This window comes from Banduia mediterranea, assembly GCF_031846245.1.
In the GTDB taxonomy this organism is placed as follows: Bacteria; Pseudomonadota; Gammaproteobacteria; order Nevskiales; family Nevskiaceae; genus Banduia; species Banduia mediterranea.
On sequence record NZ_JAVRIC010000033.1, the window covers coordinates 12756 to 29081 of the forward strand.

10 protein-coding genes are annotated in these 16326 nt (G+C 53.1%); 3 read left to right on the top strand and 7 right to left on the bottom strand.

The window, feature by feature from the left end; translation table 11 throughout:
- Positions 1–7 precede the first annotated feature (7 nt).
- The 7 genes from RM530_RS16975 to RM530_RS17005 are packed head-to-tail and all read right to left on the bottom strand — an operon-like array spanning position 8 to position 9991.
- Positions 8–3496, bottom strand: coding sequence for an ATP-binding protein (locus tag RM530_RS16975; protein WP_311366450.1), 3489 nt, complete (start codon positions 3494–3496; stop codon positions 8–10).
- Positions 3493–4755, bottom strand: a complete 1263-nt coding sequence (locus RM530_RS16980; protein ID WP_311366451.1) for a metallophosphoesterase family protein — start codon at positions 4753–4755, stop codon at positions 3493–3495. The genes RM530_RS16975 and RM530_RS16980 overlap by 4 nt, the downstream gene beginning before the upstream one ends.
- 56 nt (positions 4756–4811) lie before the next feature.
- Complete coding sequence (gene qatD, locus RM530_RS16985) at positions 4812–5573, bottom strand: Qat anti-phage system TatD family nuclease QatD (RefSeq protein WP_311366452.1); 762 nt, start codon at positions 5571–5573, stop codon at positions 4812–4814.
- Positions 5573–6829: a Qat anti-phage system QueC-like protein QatC gene (gene qatC / locus RM530_RS16990; protein WP_311366453.1), complete on the bottom strand. Its 1257-nt coding sequence runs from the start codon at positions 6827–6829 to the stop codon at positions 5573–5575. Before qatC ends, qatD begins: the two co-directional genes overlap by 1 nt.
- Positions 6826–7692 carry a Qat anti-phage system associated protein QatB gene (gene qatB, locus RM530_RS16995; protein ID WP_311366454.1) on the bottom strand — a complete coding sequence of 289 codons (867 nt, stop codon included), beginning with the start codon at positions 7690–7692 and terminating at the stop codon, positions 6826–6828. The genes qatC and qatB overlap by 4 nt, the downstream gene beginning before the upstream one ends.
- The gene (locus tag RM530_RS17000; protein WP_277673137.1) at positions 7692–9563 is read right to left on the bottom strand and encodes a P-loop NTPase fold protein; all 1872 of its coding nucleotides are present in this window, start codon (positions 9561–9563) and stop codon (positions 7692–7694) included. Before RM530_RS17000 ends, qatB begins: the two co-directional genes overlap by 1 nt.
- 11 nt (positions 9564–9574) lie before the next feature.
- Positions 9575–9991: an HNH endonuclease gene (locus RM530_RS17005; RefSeq protein ID WP_311366455.1), complete on the bottom strand. Its 417-nt coding sequence runs from the start codon at positions 9989–9991 to the stop codon at positions 9575–9577.
- A gap of 177 nt (positions 9992–10168) precedes the next feature.
- Here RM530_RS17005 and RM530_RS17010 point away from each other — a divergent pair, with 177 nt between their 5' ends.
- The 3 genes from RM530_RS17010 to RM530_RS17020 all read left to right on the top strand — a co-directional run.
- Positions 10169–11074, top strand: a complete 906-nt coding sequence (locus RM530_RS17010) for a helix-turn-helix transcriptional regulator (RefSeq protein WP_311366456.1) — start codon at positions 10169–10171, stop codon at positions 11072–11074.
- Complete coding sequence (locus tag RM530_RS17015; protein ID WP_311366457.1) at positions 11071–14622, top strand: helicase-related protein; 3552 nt, start codon at positions 11071–11073, stop codon at positions 14620–14622. The genes RM530_RS17010 and RM530_RS17015 overlap by 4 nt, the downstream gene beginning before the upstream one ends.
- A gap of 9 nt (positions 14623–14631) precedes the next feature.
- Positions 14632–16326, top strand: a 1695-nt coding sequence (locus RM530_RS17020; protein WP_311366458.1) for a DUF1156 domain-containing protein, incomplete at its 3' end; no start/stop codon positions are given.

The window sequence follows — 16326 nt, forward strand, 5'->3', positions numbered from 1 at the left end:
TCGTAAACTACAGCTCTTGTACATTAACCGCTCCATGGATTTTCTTCGACTGCTCAACAACGCGAGAATGATGAGTAAACAGAATGACTTGTGTCCTCTCAGATAATTCAGCGAGTGCATGCAATGCGGCTTGTGAACGAGCGTCATCAAAGTCCACAAGTATGTCATCCACAATAAAAGGCATCGGTTCGGACGATTCCATGTATTTTTCCAAAGACGCGAGACGCAACGCCAGATAAAGCTGATCCCGCGTCCCTGAGCTCATGCCTTCCACAGTCACACGCTCTCCCCCTGGACGAATGCCAGCGAGGATGGGTTCATCTCTTTCATTAAAATCGGTCATGAGACCATCGAACGAACCAAGTGTCAGTGCAGAGAAGTGTTCGCTGGCGCGCTTGACCAGCGGTCCTTGGTTCTCCTGGCGATAACGCTCAATCTGATCACGCAATATCTTGCCAGCCAACTTCACCTGAATATAGCGCTCAGCGTCTGAGCGGATACTGGCAAGTGTGGCCTGAGCCTGATCGGCGAGCGTGGCTGCCTGATCACTGCCATCCATAAGTTCCAATTCCTTTTCTTCACGCCCCTTTGCCGATGCGAGCTCTGTACGTTTGGGTTCGAGCTCATCCTCAATCTTATTGTTCAATTCTGTGATTCGCCCCGACAAACTATCCGGATCGATACCCTCCGCTTGAGCTTCCAACTCGGCAATGGTGCTGCCCTCACCTGCATCCAGGATCTCCTGCTCTATCGAATCAATTGCCGCCTTGATTCGAAGATAGTCAGCCGAGCGGCGTTCCGCAGCCTCAATTAGAGGGCGACCATCGCATTTTGCTTCCACACATAACGCATCCAGGCGATCCGTCATGGTCTTTATGGAGGCGTTCGAATCCTGTATCTCCTGCGTTGCCTGTTCGATCTGTTCTTCAATCTGTTGCCGCTTTGTCTGCCTTGATCGGTTTTCAGATAGCAGTGCGTTGAGGCGCACAACCGCATCATCGGCTGGCAACTCATCCAGTTCGGGGGCAATAGTGGCTACTATGGCCTCCACCTGGGTGCGGAATGCTGCGGCATCTTCGTCGATGGCACTGATCCTTATCCGCAATTTCTCCACTTCCTCCAGTTTCGAAAACAATGCTCTGAGATTTTCAAAGAAATCATCAACCTCCGATGGTAATGTCTCGCTTCGCAAACCAATACTGTGCATCTGCGCTGCCCACTGTGCCTTCCATGCTTCGAGCGCCTGCGTTGCCAATCGATGCTCTTCATTCAATGATTCAACGTCAGATTCCCGATCCTTAACTTCCTTACTCAATGAATCCCGTTTGCGTTTGGCTTCATCAAGCTGACCGGCTAACGCCTCGCATTCCAGGAGTACGATTTCAAGCTCGTTTGATGTGGACGCCGATCTTTCCAGTTGTATCAGTTGTGCATTGAGCCTCTGGAGGTGCGTGCTACGATTCTTCTCAAGCTCAGTCTCTTTTTGGCGCAACAGGTTAAGCTGCGCCACCTGATCACGAAGTTTTTCAAAGGCATCCAGCCAGGCTCGCATCTCTCGAGGAGTGCGTGGAACAATCTGACAAGGAGCCCACATTGCTTGCCAGTCAGCATCCAATTGAGCCTTCTCGGCGCTTGTTGCCTCAAGCTGCTCGGCTAACTTCTGAGCTTGCTGTTGCCCTCCCTCCTGCTTGGCCTGAAGGCTTGCCAGCGCGTGAACCCGGTCTGCTTCACGGCGCAGTCGATCGGATACCTCATCGGCACTTACAAGGCGATTTTCGAAGGCATCAGGCAATGTGCCTTCAGTCTGATATTCACTAGCTTCGACTGATACGTCTTCATTGTCTATCCACTGGCGACGCAGCAACTGCCAGACCGCATCGCGTTCTGATCGAGATTGTTTGAGAGAAACCTCCGTCGGTACCTCCCCGACTCGCTCGATTTCATCGAGCCTCTGCGATGTATCCTGCAAAGCATCGATTAGCTCGTCATTTTTCTCCTCAAGCCGCTGAATACGTTTTGAGAGATCAGCGTAGCTCTCTTCAAATTGATGGATGCTTTCCCGGTTTGGTAACGCCAAGCGAGCCATTTCATCCAGCTCACCTTGCCAAAGCGTGAGTCTTGAAAGGTCGGCAACACATTCTGCTTGCTGGCTTGCAAGTTGGCTCTGAGTGGACTGGATCGATGCGTCCAACTCCCCTTGCTTCCTGGCAGCGGTTATTGCACGGTGCAGTGCATCCGTCGAACCTGATTCGGCGATCTCGTCACGTTCCTTGCGGGCGGTCTGCAGGCGCTTTTCTGTTTCACGCAGACTGGTCTCTGCCTGTTCTGCACGAGCATTCAGGACGGCTTCTCTATTGCCCAAATTGGCAATAGGCTGCCGCTTTGCCACCACCGGACGTAACTGCTCAATATCCTTGAATTCGAGATCAGGGCGATTCTCTTTGAGTATTGACTCGGCATCTGCCAATAACTGCTTGGTTTCTGCTTCAAGATGCGGTCGATCTTGCTGTGCTTTTCGATGACCACCCAAGCGCGCATGAAGATCTTCAATATTCTCTGCCTGTTCCAGCAAGGCCTGGTTGGTGGATAACCCTGCAAGTTGCTGTTGTAATCCTCCGAGACGAGGGGTTGCCTTGCCCACGATGGCTTGAGCTGTCTCCAACGCATTGACTGCCTTCCGACGACGTCCAGAAAAATCATCGTGAAGGATGACAACGTCGCCCAGCGATTCCAGCTCCTGAAAAAGCTCACGTCGCTTTGAGAGTTTCGGTAAAACGCGCTGGATACGCTGTAAACGATTTATGTCCGTCCGGTTGTCTGCCAGTTCAGCCTGAATTCGCTTCAGCTCTTCCTCTGTACGTGCCAATGTACGGCGATGCTCATCCCACTCTCTGGACGAGAGCGAGCACTTTCTAATCTCAGCCCTCAGATCCGCATGTGTTCGAATGGCTGAATTGATCAGCGGCTTTGAACCAGCGGGAAGAAAAAGATTTTTCGCCGAATCATCCAGATCCCCAAGTACGGCGTGCAGTGCGTGACTACCAAGCGACGCGGAGAACAGTGCCTGACCGACCTCCCCTTTCTGCTCAAGGATCTCATTCCCTCCCTGCACCAATGCCTGATGATCGATCCCGAAAAGCGATTCGAAGAGTTCCGGTGTGACGCCCTGGAGAAAAGGCGTCAGTGCTTGTTCATCAAGCGCTTCACCATCGGGAGACAACAAGGTATTTTTCCGGCCTTTGCGCCGGCCGAAAGTGAGCTCACGATCATCATTATTCCGTAAATGGCCGTGGATACGGAGCCTATCATTGGCGTGAATAAAGTTATCAAGCGTACGCTCATCAATACCATAAAGCAGAGCTTTTAAACCGCGCAGAGCCGAGCTCTTTCCCGCCTCGTTAGGGCCATAGACGATATGTAACCCCACCTCGTCAAACACCAGCTCCCGCTCAGTAAAAGGCCCGAATGCTGTCAGATTCAATGTCCGAATCTTCATGACCTATTCTCCGTGGACAGCAAGCGATTGACGAGAAGCTCCTTGATATCCTCCAACGTCTCTTTGAGGAATTCCGGATTAGCTGGATCAAAGGGGTCATCGCCAGCCAGCAGTTCCGCGGGGAGTTTCTGACGAAGCACGGACATTTCATCTGCCAGTTCGTCCAGAACCGAGGAGTCCAGTTCCATGTCGTGGATGGCACGCAGCAGACCACTCAATGCATCATCACGTTCAAGTACTTCATCCGTGGAAATGGCAGGCATCGTCTTGATGGAAATTTTCTCTAACCAGATGCCAGCACCGCCGAGCCCGGTTGCCAAGGCTCGATACTCCTGTATCCAGCGTTCACGGTCAGCATGCAACTTCAGGTGTGCAGAGCAAGCCCCGTACAGAACCAGACGCACAGCCACCGGCCGCCCTTCAGCAGCATCCAATGCCGACTGCAACCCCTCTCGCACTTGCTCATAAATGTCGTCGACCGTCTCAGCAGCAGAAACATCAAGCTCGCAAATGGACCAACGCATCACATCGAGGTCGCGGTGTGCCACCTCGACAATCTCTCCACCATCCACCGTGACCAAAGTGCAGCCCTTTGGTCCTATCTCACGAATGTGTCTTCCCTGGATATTGCCTGGAAATACAATCCATGGGTCTTGGCTAATTTCTTCCCGTTTATGCACATGGCCCAATGCCCAATACTGGTATCCTTTGGAGCGCAGCCCATCAACAGTGCAAGGAGCATAGGGCTCATGGCCTGGCTTACCGTCAAGGCAGGTATGCAGCAAGCCGATATTCAGGAGTTGTCGATCGCCTTGCGGATAACCTTGTGAAATATCGTCCGTGACGGCCCGTGTTGCGAAACCCTGTCCGCAAATGCTCACACCCAGGTCGTCCAGAACAACCCGTTCAGGTTTCCTGGTTGAAAATAGAGTAACGTTGTCAGGTAAGCGAAGGTGCTTTGTAATCTGGCTGGCTGCGTCATGGTTGCCAGCCACGATAAAGGCACGGATACTGGCGTCGCGTAGCCTTCCCATTCGCTCAACAAAATAGAGGCCGGTGTTGTAGTCTTTCCAGTCCCCGTCATACAGGTCACCGACGAGTAACACGAATGCCACTTGCTCATCGATCGCCAGCTCAATCAAGTTGTCGAAGGCACGGCGCGTAGCACTGCGGATTTCCTCTACAGGGGCACCCTCGTATCGTTCCAATCCGTGCAGAGCACTGTCGAGATGGATGTCTGCTGCATGAATAAATTTCACAAAATCTCTTCCCTATTTAGTTTATTCGCACGTTATCGAGAACGTAATCCTCATATCTAATGTCCGTTTCCAAGCATTTCACCGGAATCAGTAAGAAGCCTAGTCAGGCGCAAACCATTCACACGGAGCAACTGCAAAACTTCCTCTAGCTGCAAACCCCATATCTCGGCTAGTTCTACGGCCACATTCGCCGCTTCCCATGGCATTACAGGAACACCACGAATTCGTGCAAATGGTCCATCACTTTCAGAAACCACACGATCCCGGGGCATTTGACCTGCTAATTTCCGACCATTGGCGGAAGTCAACATTGCAGGCCCAACGCTAAACCAACAGCCCATCTCCTTGGCTCGGGAAAGTTGCGAAGGTGAATCAGTGAACCAATGGAGAACGGCTGTTCCATAACCCGGGTGAGATTCGAGTAAACCCAACACTTCTTTTGCAGCCGATCGAGAGTGAATGCTGAGGACGCGCCCCCCGATATTTACACTATGCTGCAGAACTGACTGAAATATGTTCTTCTGTAGTTCAAAATGCTGCTTGTAGCGGGAAGATCCATCAAGGCCGACTTCACCAACCCCAGAATACAGTTCCATTTGTGAAAGCAGCATCTCCAACTCGCCACACTTTTTATCAGCAACTTCCGGATGAAGGCCTGGAGAAATGAATATTTTTTCCGAGGCCAGAAGCACCTTTGATGTTGCCGCGAAAGCTCTCGGGCTGGTAGTGACCAACCAAACAAACTCGACTCTATCCGATGCTTCCACATAAACCTTTCGTGCATCAGGATAAAGATCCAAGTGGCAATGAAAGTCCATCAGATTATGCCGTCCCTGCGAAGCACAACTGCAAGCTCTAGCAATCCCTGTTCAATAACACGGCGGTATTGAGGCCGATCCGCCTGAGAGGCAAACGATAACGTGGCCCCCAGAAAAGAATCGATGCCTTTTTGCTCAGAGGAAAGAACTGCGCAAGCTACGGCCATGGGATCATCCGCCTTTGTCTTACCTGCGGAAGATAAAGACGGAAATTTGTAATGTGTTGTGTCAACTTTCCCCCAATGCTGGATGGCAGCCTTGCGAACCATACATGGCACACAACGTCCACAGTGCGTGCGATTGTAGGTACGAAAACGACCACAGCTTGTTGTGTCACAAGCATGTCTTTTCAACATTGACTGATCAGCGCATTCTTCCAGCATCTCCCCTTTGGTTTTAAATCGGTAGGGCATGAGTAGACTGGCTTTAATATTCAGACCTACCAACAACTCCTGAAGCATGGACATGAATAGCGGGTAGGTAGTTCGGGTACTTAAACTGGCCATCCTTCCCGGCAATAAAGGCGGGTTGATGCTGATGAACCCATTTTCCGCCACAAAGATCTCTGTTTTCTCCATTGGTAGCAGCGATGTCGCAAGCACCGCCAGGCCATAGAAGGCCATTGAACGAGCTCTTGTGGATGTCTCTTTCTTACCTTTGAATACAACACGATGGCTCCACTGCTGATGCCATTCGCCACCACCAAGGTCATTGGCATATTTAATTTGTCGGGCTGAATCTTCAAAAGCGAGTTGTGATACAAAGATTGGCTTACGACCTTGCGCTACAGCATCGATCCCCCCTATCAGGCTATCGAGGCCGCCTGAAAGCAACGCGACACAGTCACGATCGCAAAGCCGGCGCTGGCCGTTGGGGGGAACAGGGCCACCTGCTGAGAATTGCAACGTCCAAAAATCGCCAGTCAATACACGCAACATCTTCTCGACAAGCTGACGATTGGCCTCCCATGGTGCGGGGTCATTGAGTGTGATATCAAGTTCAATCTGACGGGTCCATCCATCGGCGCTTTCCTTTCGGAGAACGGACACATCAGCCGCATAGACAGCAAAGCAAAAAAGTACAAAATCCCACACTGGAACCGACGGGGCATAACCTTCCTTTTCCAGCTCTCGAAGCCAGCCATGGGCTATACGACCAATCCCCGGATGCGATGACGATTCCAGGAATGTAAATGCCAGTGCACCTGAAGGCAGAGAGTCTGGCAACGCATCAACACTCGAACAAATAATTTTCATGATTCAGCAAACACCGTCAGTGCATCTTGAAGAGCGGCATTCGCAATCTCCCTCATTGCTCGTGGTGCACCTCCGGCACGAGCCTTTTGCATAGATCGATTGACAACCACCATTACGTAATCGAGAACCTGCCCCAAGCGATTCTGCACGAGCTGGGGCGCATATTTCAGCTTTTCAAATACCTGACCAAGCTCAAGCTGAACCCGGTTATAGACATCAAAAGCCACCGTGTACGCCATCAAGTTGGTGATTTGATCGTCCGTCAAATTAAAGATATCGGCGTTCGGTTCCACTTCGTAGAGATGTGCAATAGCATGGTCCATGGAGTGTCTGGCTGAATCCTCGTCAACACTCCCTCCCGTTGGAATCAATTTCTGCACGACTTCGAGTGCGGTTTCCTTGGCAGAAAGTCCGCGCTGCTTTATTGAATCGACCCAAGTATTAATGCTTGGATCAGAACCGTCGCGAGCGGTGGCAAGAAATCCACCCAAAGACGATGCGGCAATTGCGCTAGTCCGCATTCGACTCGCGGCTCTGGACGATCCTCCCATACCCTTCTTCACAAAGCTTGAAACACCTCGGCGCAGGTCGGAGCTGCTACCAGACCGTACAAACCCGGTCAATGCACCACGAGCTTGTTGATACCGTCCTGGCGGAGCTTTGGCAGGGCCGGCAGGTGGTGTCGTCGGATTCTGATTATCCTCACCATCCTCTGTGCTGCTGCCGTCATCTAAGGGGGTTGCGCCCGGGCTTAGGGGAACTTCCGCGTAGTCGCTATCAATACCGGCGCCAGCATCATCCAGCCATGGAGGATCAAAGGGCGCGCCTGTACCCGCACCCGAGCTCGATGCTGACGTACCCATTATTTCTTCCTCGCATTAGTGATTGCCCGCTTCACAGACTCCTGCGCATCCGCATCGCTTACCCACTTGTCCAGAATGTCTTTTGCCCAATCACAGTCCGCCAAAGCAGAAACAAATCCGGGAGCAAGCTGAGCGATAGGCGCTTGACTAATGAATGCCGCCGCACGCGGCCCCGCACTTGGGTGAATGCGGCAAACCTCAGTCAACATCAAAATTTCGTCATGCTTCTGCCAGGTTCTACCGGACCGCCTTGCATCCCACGCCCTCGCCATAGCAAGACCAGATTGAATATCCCCGGCCTCTCGAATCTGCTGTTTTAATGCATCATTTGACGTTCGAGCGGAAACCAGCGAATCACGCAGCGCCTTGCCAGCGGCATTTAGCTCATCCGCGCCAAAATCCCTGATCGTGCTGTCGCGACTTAGATGCAATATTGGCCTCAAGTCCATGTCGCCAAGAGGCGGTTCGAGCCTGAGCCACTCACGCGCAAACTCTTTGTCGCCAAAGAGCGTGGGAAGCTTTTGATCCTCCTCTTTCGCAACTTCCTCTGCCTCGCGAAGAATTTCAACCTTGCCTTCGTTCTCAGCAGAAACCCTTTCTGCAAGCGCATTCGCGATTGATTCATCGCACCGCTCAAGAAGGTGCCACTTCGCTAAAACCTGGACATCCACGTCGATATTTTGAGGTTTAGCCAGGGTCTTGCGCAGGAATACAGTGTTGAGAAAACGTTTGACCAACCTCGGATTAGCTTGAACCGTACTTGCACTGAATAGCAGCGGAGCCAACCGCTCAGCCAACCCCATCAAACCCAGAAGCTCAGAACTCCCTTGCGGGGCGAGACTTTCCAAAAACGTCAGATCTACGGACTTCCCGGTCCATGTTTCTCTCAATCGCGTCTCGACACTGGATTTCGCAGAATCAAAGTTTTCAGCGTCAAGCTGACCATTGCGATGAGCGCGCTCCAAGAACAATAATGCGGTATAGGCTTTGGTCTCATTGGGACCAAGTCTTGGTACACGCAGTGGCACTTGAATAAGCTTATCGAAGTAATTAGTTGCGATATCGTCATCCAAGCCAGTACCCGCAAAATGCACCCGTACAGCACCGCGGATGAAGACATCATCAGCTGCGATGACAAAAGCACTTCGTCGCAAAAACAGCAGTAAACGAATTGCCTCCAGCGTGGAAATTGCAGTTTTCGGCAAACACCTATCGAGATCGTCGACAAAGACGACCAGCGTGATCCCTAGCTCTTCGAGAAGATCTTCCAGCGCATCACGAAATGACTGGATTTCTTTGGGGAGAGAAATGGGCTGGGCTTCATTCAACAAGCCTTTTGTAGCAGTTTGTGCTTCCTGTACTGCAGCATGCCCTTCCTGAACAGACTTATTCCTAAACGCCTCTGTGCCAGACTCCACCACCTTCCCAATGAGACCGACAGGCACTCCGGTGATGATAGTCGCAGCCGTCTCTCCTCCGAGCTGAGCCAGCCGCAGGAGATTAATTCGCTTAACCAGCGACTTGGCCTTCTCAAACAGACCAGCATCCTTCTCGGCTTCCTTGAGAACCGCGTCCCCTACGGTTTGCAGCAGTGCCGTTCGGGCGTCTTCAAAACCTTGATAGAGCCACGGGTTGAAGGTAACAACGATATACCTTGTACCGCCCTGTCCATCTGCTTTCTTGCTGGAATCCTGGTCAAGCGATAATTCCGATGCGACCATTCGAACGAGGGAGGATTTACCCATGCCCCAGCCACCAGATATTCCGATGGATATTGGCTCGCCTCCTGCGTCCCGAACGAGCTCAGCACAAGCCTTGGCTACTAGCCGGAAGTTGACATAGTCAACCGTAGTCTCATTGTCATGCCACATGTCAGAATCCTTCAGTCCGGCTCGTATGATTTACCCACCACCGCACCAACAACCCCACCAACGACCACAGCCGCCAACCGCAAGTGCGGCGGCACCAGCAGGAAGGCAAGCGCCCCCACAACTCCACCCGCTACCGTATTTTCACCCCGCTTGACCTTGGAAAGCGGCGCACACCGGTAGCCGTTTGTAGACCGGGCAGATGTGGTCGATGAATTCCTCTTTTTCCGATTGCATGGAATGCAGGCTGCATAGAGGTTATTCATATGATCAGTGCCGCCTTTTGACTTCGGCTTGGAGTGCTCAACCTCCCAGGCCCCTCGCTTCCCGAGCGTTCCATAATTCCGTAAGCTCAACTGGTTTCGGCAAATATGGCAGCGCCCTTCTGTCCTTTGGTAAATGCGGTCAAGTTTGTCTTCGGTGAAACCCATATTCTCATTCTCAAGTCAGTAACATGGCATTTAGCGCCCTGCTAAACACCACTCCCAATGCCCAGAATTAAATCATGATCATTTTGATGATGTCAACAAATCATATTGACATTATTTTCATATCTTTAATATTATAGAAGCCTTCTCGATCCGACCCGAGCCACACTGGACAAACACATGCCCAACCCCATCCCAATGGATCTCAACCAGGCACAGCGAGAGCGGCTGTCGCACATTGATTTCAAAACCTGTTTCTTGGGAGCTATCGGGCGCAGCGATCTGGTGGTCCGCTTTGGCATTAAGGAGGCCGCTGCCACCAGGGACATTACGCTCTACAAGGACCTGGCCCCGGAGAACCTGGAATACGACACCAAAGCCAAGATCTACATCCGGGCACCCTCCTTTGAACCCCTGTTCGATTACTCCCCCAGCCAGGCCCTGGCGGCTCTGGCCCACGGATTCGGCGATGACTTTGTCGGGAAGCATAAGGCTCTGATTGCCTGCGAGACCCCGGCACAGCTCAATAACCCAGACTTGGAGACCCTGTCCGTACTGACCCGAGCCATCCATCAGCATAAGGCTGTCAGCTTGGTGTATCGCTCCCTCAGCAGCGGCCGCAGCACGCGCGAGGTCGTGCCATTTGTATTGGTTGATAACGGTCTGCGTTGGCACATCCGTGGCTACGACAGGAAACGCTCAAGATTCTCAGACTTTGTTATTACCCGTATCTCCGCCCCGGAAATCCTCGACGAACCGTTGAAGGAACATGAAAACCGGGAACACGACATCCAGTGGAATCGCATCGTCGAGCTGGAAATCATCCCTCACCCCAAACTCAAGCACCCCAAGACCATCGAAACGGATTACGCGATGGAGAATGGGGTATTGAAGGTCAATGTTCGGGCTGCCGTGGCCGGTTACGTCCTCCGGTGCTGGAACGTCGACTGCTCAGAAAAACACAGCATGGATGGCCCTGAATACCACCTCTGGCTAAAGAACAGGCAGGCGCTCTATGGCGTTGACAACCTCGTTATCGCGCCCGGTTACAGCCAGAGCAACCAGATCACCAAGGAAGGCGCATGATTAAACTCGAAGACATCAAGAAAGACGCTCAAGTCCGAGGCATACAGGGCGACGAAGTTGTGCGCATCGTCCAGGTAGAACCTGTGGGCGATAGCGCCATCACCGTCTACTACAAAGACAGCCAGGGCCGCCTGGCCGAGCAGATGCTGTTCCGCTCCGATGAGGCCCGCCTCGAACTGGCTCAGTCCGGTCGCCCCTGGGCCTTCGACGCCCCCGGTGCCGAATTCAAGCTAGGACTCGAAGCCTTCCGTATATCCCAAGCGGCATTGTTTGACCCGATGATGGCTGTCCACACTTCCAATGTGGAGCCGCTGCCACACCAGATATCCGCCGTCTACGAATCCATGCTCCCTCGCCAGCCATTGCGTTACGTGCTGGCCGATGATCCCGGTGCCGGCAAAACCATTATGGCCGGCCTGCTGATTCGCGAACTGCTGATGCGGGCGGACGCCAAACGCATCCTGATCGTCTCGCCCGGCGGCCTCACCGAGCAGTGGCAGGATGAATTGCTGGAAAAATTCGGCGTTGTGTTTGAGATCTTTAGCCGTGAAAAGCAGGAGCAATGCGCCTCGGGCAACTACTTCGACGAGCAGGACCAACTGATCTGCCGCCTCGATCAGCTGTCACGCAATGAGGAGTATCAGGAAAAGCTCAAGAACACCGAGTGGGATCTGATCATCGTGGACGAGGCCCACAAGCTTTCCGCCAATTACTTTGGCAACAAGGTCAATAAAACCAAACGCTTTCTGCTGGGTGAATTGCTCGGCTCCATCACCCGCCACTTCTTGTTGATGACAGCTACCCCCCACAACGGCAAGGAAGAAGATTTCCAGATCTGGCTCTCCCTGCTGGACGGTGACCGCTTCTACGGCAAATTCCGCGAAGGCGCTCACAAGGTGGATGTCTCCGACATGATGCGCCGTATGGTCAAGGAGGAGCTGCTCAAGTTCGATGGCACCCCACTGTTTCCGGAGCGTTGCGCTTACAGCGCCAACTATGAGCTGTCGGATGCCGAAGCCGCGCTCTACGCTGCCGTAACCGACTACGTTCGTAACGAAATGAATCGGGCCGACAACCTGGACGGCAAGCGGAAAGGCAATGTTGGGTTTGCATTAACCATGCTCCAGCGTCGCCTCGCTTCCAGCCCCGAGGCTATTTACCAGTCCCTCCAGCGTCGCCGAAAGCGCCTCGAATCCCGCCTGGAAGAGATGAAACTGGTTGCGCGCGGTCACAGTGTTCAGAACGGTGTGGCCGCAACTCTCGGCGAATATACGGTCAAGCGTCAACTCGATCTGCCGGACAATTTCGATGAGCTGGATGAAGAGCTGAGCGCCGAAGAGTACGAACTCTATGCTGACCAGGTGGTCGACCAAGCCACTGCGGCCGAGACTATCCCTGAACTGGAAGCGGAAATCCTGATCCTCAAGGATCTGGAATACCAGGCGCTGGGCGTTGTGCAATCCGGTAACGACAAGAAGTGGGAAGAACTATCCCACCTGCTCCAGGACCGGCCCGAGATGTATAACGAATCGGGTAGTCGCCGCAAGCTGATCATCTTCACCGAACACAAGGATACTCTGAATTATCTGGTGGGCCGTATCGGTGGCATGCTGGGCAGACCGGAAGCGGTCATTACCATCCACGGCGGCACCAACCGCGACGATCGACGCAAGGCGCAGGAAGAGTTCCGTAACAATCGCGATGTGCAGGTGCTGGTGGCCACCGACGCCGCCGGCGAAGGTGTAAACCTCCAAAACGCCAATCTGATGGTCAATTACGACCTGCCATGGAACCCCAATCGCCTGGAACAGCGCTTTGGCCGCATTCACCGAATCGGCCAGACCGAGGTCTGCCACCTGTGGAACCTGATTGCCAAGGAAACCCGTGAAGGCGAGGTCTTTCAGAGGCTGTTCGAGAAGCTCGAAGTGGAGAAGCAGGCACTCGGCGGCAAGGTATTCGACATCCTCGGCGAAGCCTTCGAAAACCGCTCATTAAAAGAGCTGTTGGTCGAGGCCATTCGCTATGGGGAGTCACCGGAGGTCAAGGCCAAACTCAATCAGGTGATCGATGGTGCGCTGGATACCGAACATCTGAAAGAGATCCTGCGCCGCAACGCCCTGGTTGAGCAACATATGAGTCTGGAAGACCTGTATGCCGTGAAGGAGGAGATGGAAAAGGCCGAGGCCCGCAAGCTGCAGCCCTATTTCATCCGCGCTTTCTTTACAGAAGCTTTCCAGAACCTCACCGGCGAAATGCGCTCCCGCGAAGCCGGGCGCTACGAGGTACGTCATGTGCCAGCAGCCATTCGTGAACGCGACCGGGTAATAGGAGAAAGTCGCACACCCGTACTGAAGAAGTACGAACGCATCTGCTTCGAGAAGGATTTAGTACGAGTCCATGGCAAGCCTATGGCCGACCTCGTACACCCCGGCCACCCACTGATGCATGCCATTACAGACCTGATTCTCTCAGCCCACCGCAGCAAACTGAAGCAAGGCGCGGTACTGGTGGACCCCAACAATGACGGCGTAGAACCACGCATCCTCTTTATGGTGGATCACAGCGTTCGCGAACCCCAGTCCGAAAAGCATGGCGACCAATCCAACATAGCCTCCCGTCGCCTGCAGTTTGTCGAAATCGACCAACAGGGCAAAGCCTACCACGCCGGTTGGGCACCCCACCTCGACCTGCAACCCATCGACGACTACGACCTGAAACTGGTGCAGGACATCCTCAATGCCCCCTGGATCAGTACGGACCTGGAAGGTCTGGCCCTCAACCATGCCTCGCAACACCTGGTGCCAGAGCACTATCAAGAGGTTAAGACCCGTCGTGAACGGCAGGCCGACAAAGTGCTGGCTGCGGTCAACGAACGCCTTGTGAAAGAAATCAACTACTGGTCCGACCGCTATATCAAACTCAGTGACGATGTCGCTGCCGGTAAGCAACCTCGCATGCAGCCAGAGATGGCGCGCCGCCGCGTGGATGAACTCACCGAACGCCTCAATCAGCGCAAGCGCGAACTGGAATCCTTGAAGGCCGTCGTTTCCAGTACCCCTGTGGTAATCGGTGGTGCGCTAGTGATTCCACAGGGCTTGCTGGCCCAACGTAAAGGCGAGACCACCTTCTGTGCAGACGCAGCTGCCCGCTCGCGCATCGAGAGGGTCGCCATGGAGGCGGTTATAACCGTGGAGCAAAGGTTTGGTCACGAGATAAAAGATGTCTCAGCCGAGAAGTGCGGCTGGGATGTCACCGCTCGTCCACCGGCCAATCCGAATGGCTCGCTCAAGCCGGATCGCCATATTGAAGTAAAAGGTCGCGCCAAGGGCCAGAGCACCATCACAGTCAGCCGCAACGAAATCATCTATGCACTGAACCAGGCGGATAAGTTCCTGCTGGCCATTGTGATTGTCGACGGCGACAACTTTGAAGGCCCGCACTATATACGCAACCCGTTTAATTCTGAGCCCGACTTTGGCGTGGCCAGTATCAATTACGATTTGGGTGATCTGCTGTCCAAGGCAGTCTCACCAGAAAAGACAATTTAAGGTTCAACAATGACCGCAATAAAATCACCCAAAAAGTTGATCGAAGTTGCTCTGCCGCTCGATGACATCAATGCTGCATGTGCGCATGAAAAAATGCCCGGCATCGGTCCACATCCGAGGGGGATACACCTGTGGTGGGCGCGGCGGCCATTGGCGGCTGCCCGTGCGGTATTGTTTGCTCAGTTGGTGAACGACCCCGGTTACCAACGGGAAATCGGTTACGGCGTCAACAAGAAAGAAGCAGAGATCAAGCGAGAAAAGCTGTTCCAGATCATTCGCGATTTGGTGAAGTGGGAAAACACTAACAACGAAGAGGTACTAAACCGCGCCCGCGCGGCCATCTGGGAGAGTTGGCGCGAGACCTGCCATCTGAACCGCAACCATCCGCAAGCTGCGGAATTGTTTAACCCGGAGAAACTGCCTGCTTTTCACGATCCATTTGCTGGCGGCGGAGCCATTCCTCTAGAAGCACAACGCCTGGGATTAGAGAGCTACGCCAGCGATCTGAATCCCGTCGCGGTCATGATCAACAAGGCGATGATCGAAATTCCACCTAAATTCGCTGGCCAAGCGCCGGTCGGACCACTGCCCGAAGGCGAGAAATACACAAACAGTTATGCAGATGACTGGTCCGGTGCTCGAGGTTTGGCTGAAGACGTGCGTCGCTACGGCCACTGGATGCATAAAGAAACCTTTCGGGCCATTGGCCACCTGTACCCCAAGGTGAAAGTCACACCAGCAATGGTGGCCGAACGTCCCGACCTGAAAGCCTATCAAGGCGAAGAGCTGACTGTGATTGCCTGGCTGTGGGCCAGAACGGTGAAAAGTCCCAACCCGGCCTTCAGTGATGTGGATGTGCCTTTAGTACGCTCTTTCGTTCTTTCCTCAAAAAAGGGCAAAGAGGCCTGGGCGGAGCCAGTAATCGAAGGTAAAAGCTATCGATTTGAAGTGCGAAAGGGCAAACAGCCCGCCGATGCGATTGTAGGTACGATCGAGCGCACGGGTGCTACCTGCATCATGTCCCAGACAGCCATGCCGTTTAAATATCTCCGGGAGGAAGGCAAAGCTGGTCGTATGGGGGAGCGTCTAATGGCTATCGTTGCTGAGGGTGTTAGAGAAAGAGTATATCTTTCCCCATCAGTTGAAGCTGAGCAGGTTGCAAGACAGGCTGAGCCCGTTGGTGCTCCTGAAACAGATCTACCAGAGAAGGCCTTGGGGTTTAGGGTTCAGGAATATGGAATGCGGAAGCATCGCAATCTGTTTACCTCCCGTCAATTGGTGGCCTTGATTACTTTCTCCGACCTGATACTGAAAGCGAGGGAAAAGTCCATCAAAGATGCCAAAGCTGCTGGCATGAGTGACGACGGCCAATCGCTAGCATTGGGCGGGAGCGGTGCTACCGCGTATGGTGACGCGATTGCTATTTATCTTGCTTTTTGCGTTGATCGCTGTGCTGACTTCAATAATTCCCTCACTGGGTGGCGTTCAGGAAATGAAAAAATCATGTATTTGTTCGCAAGACAGACAATCTCAATGGTTTGGGACTTCGGGGAGGCGAATATTCTTGAGAATGTAGTAGGTGGATTTATCACCAACTTAGAATACCAAGTTAAGTGTTTACAAAAAATTGGAAAAAGCCAGGCGCGTGGTTTCGCATTACAGCTTGATGCAGCGGCTCAAGATACCAGCAACCTGAAAGTAATA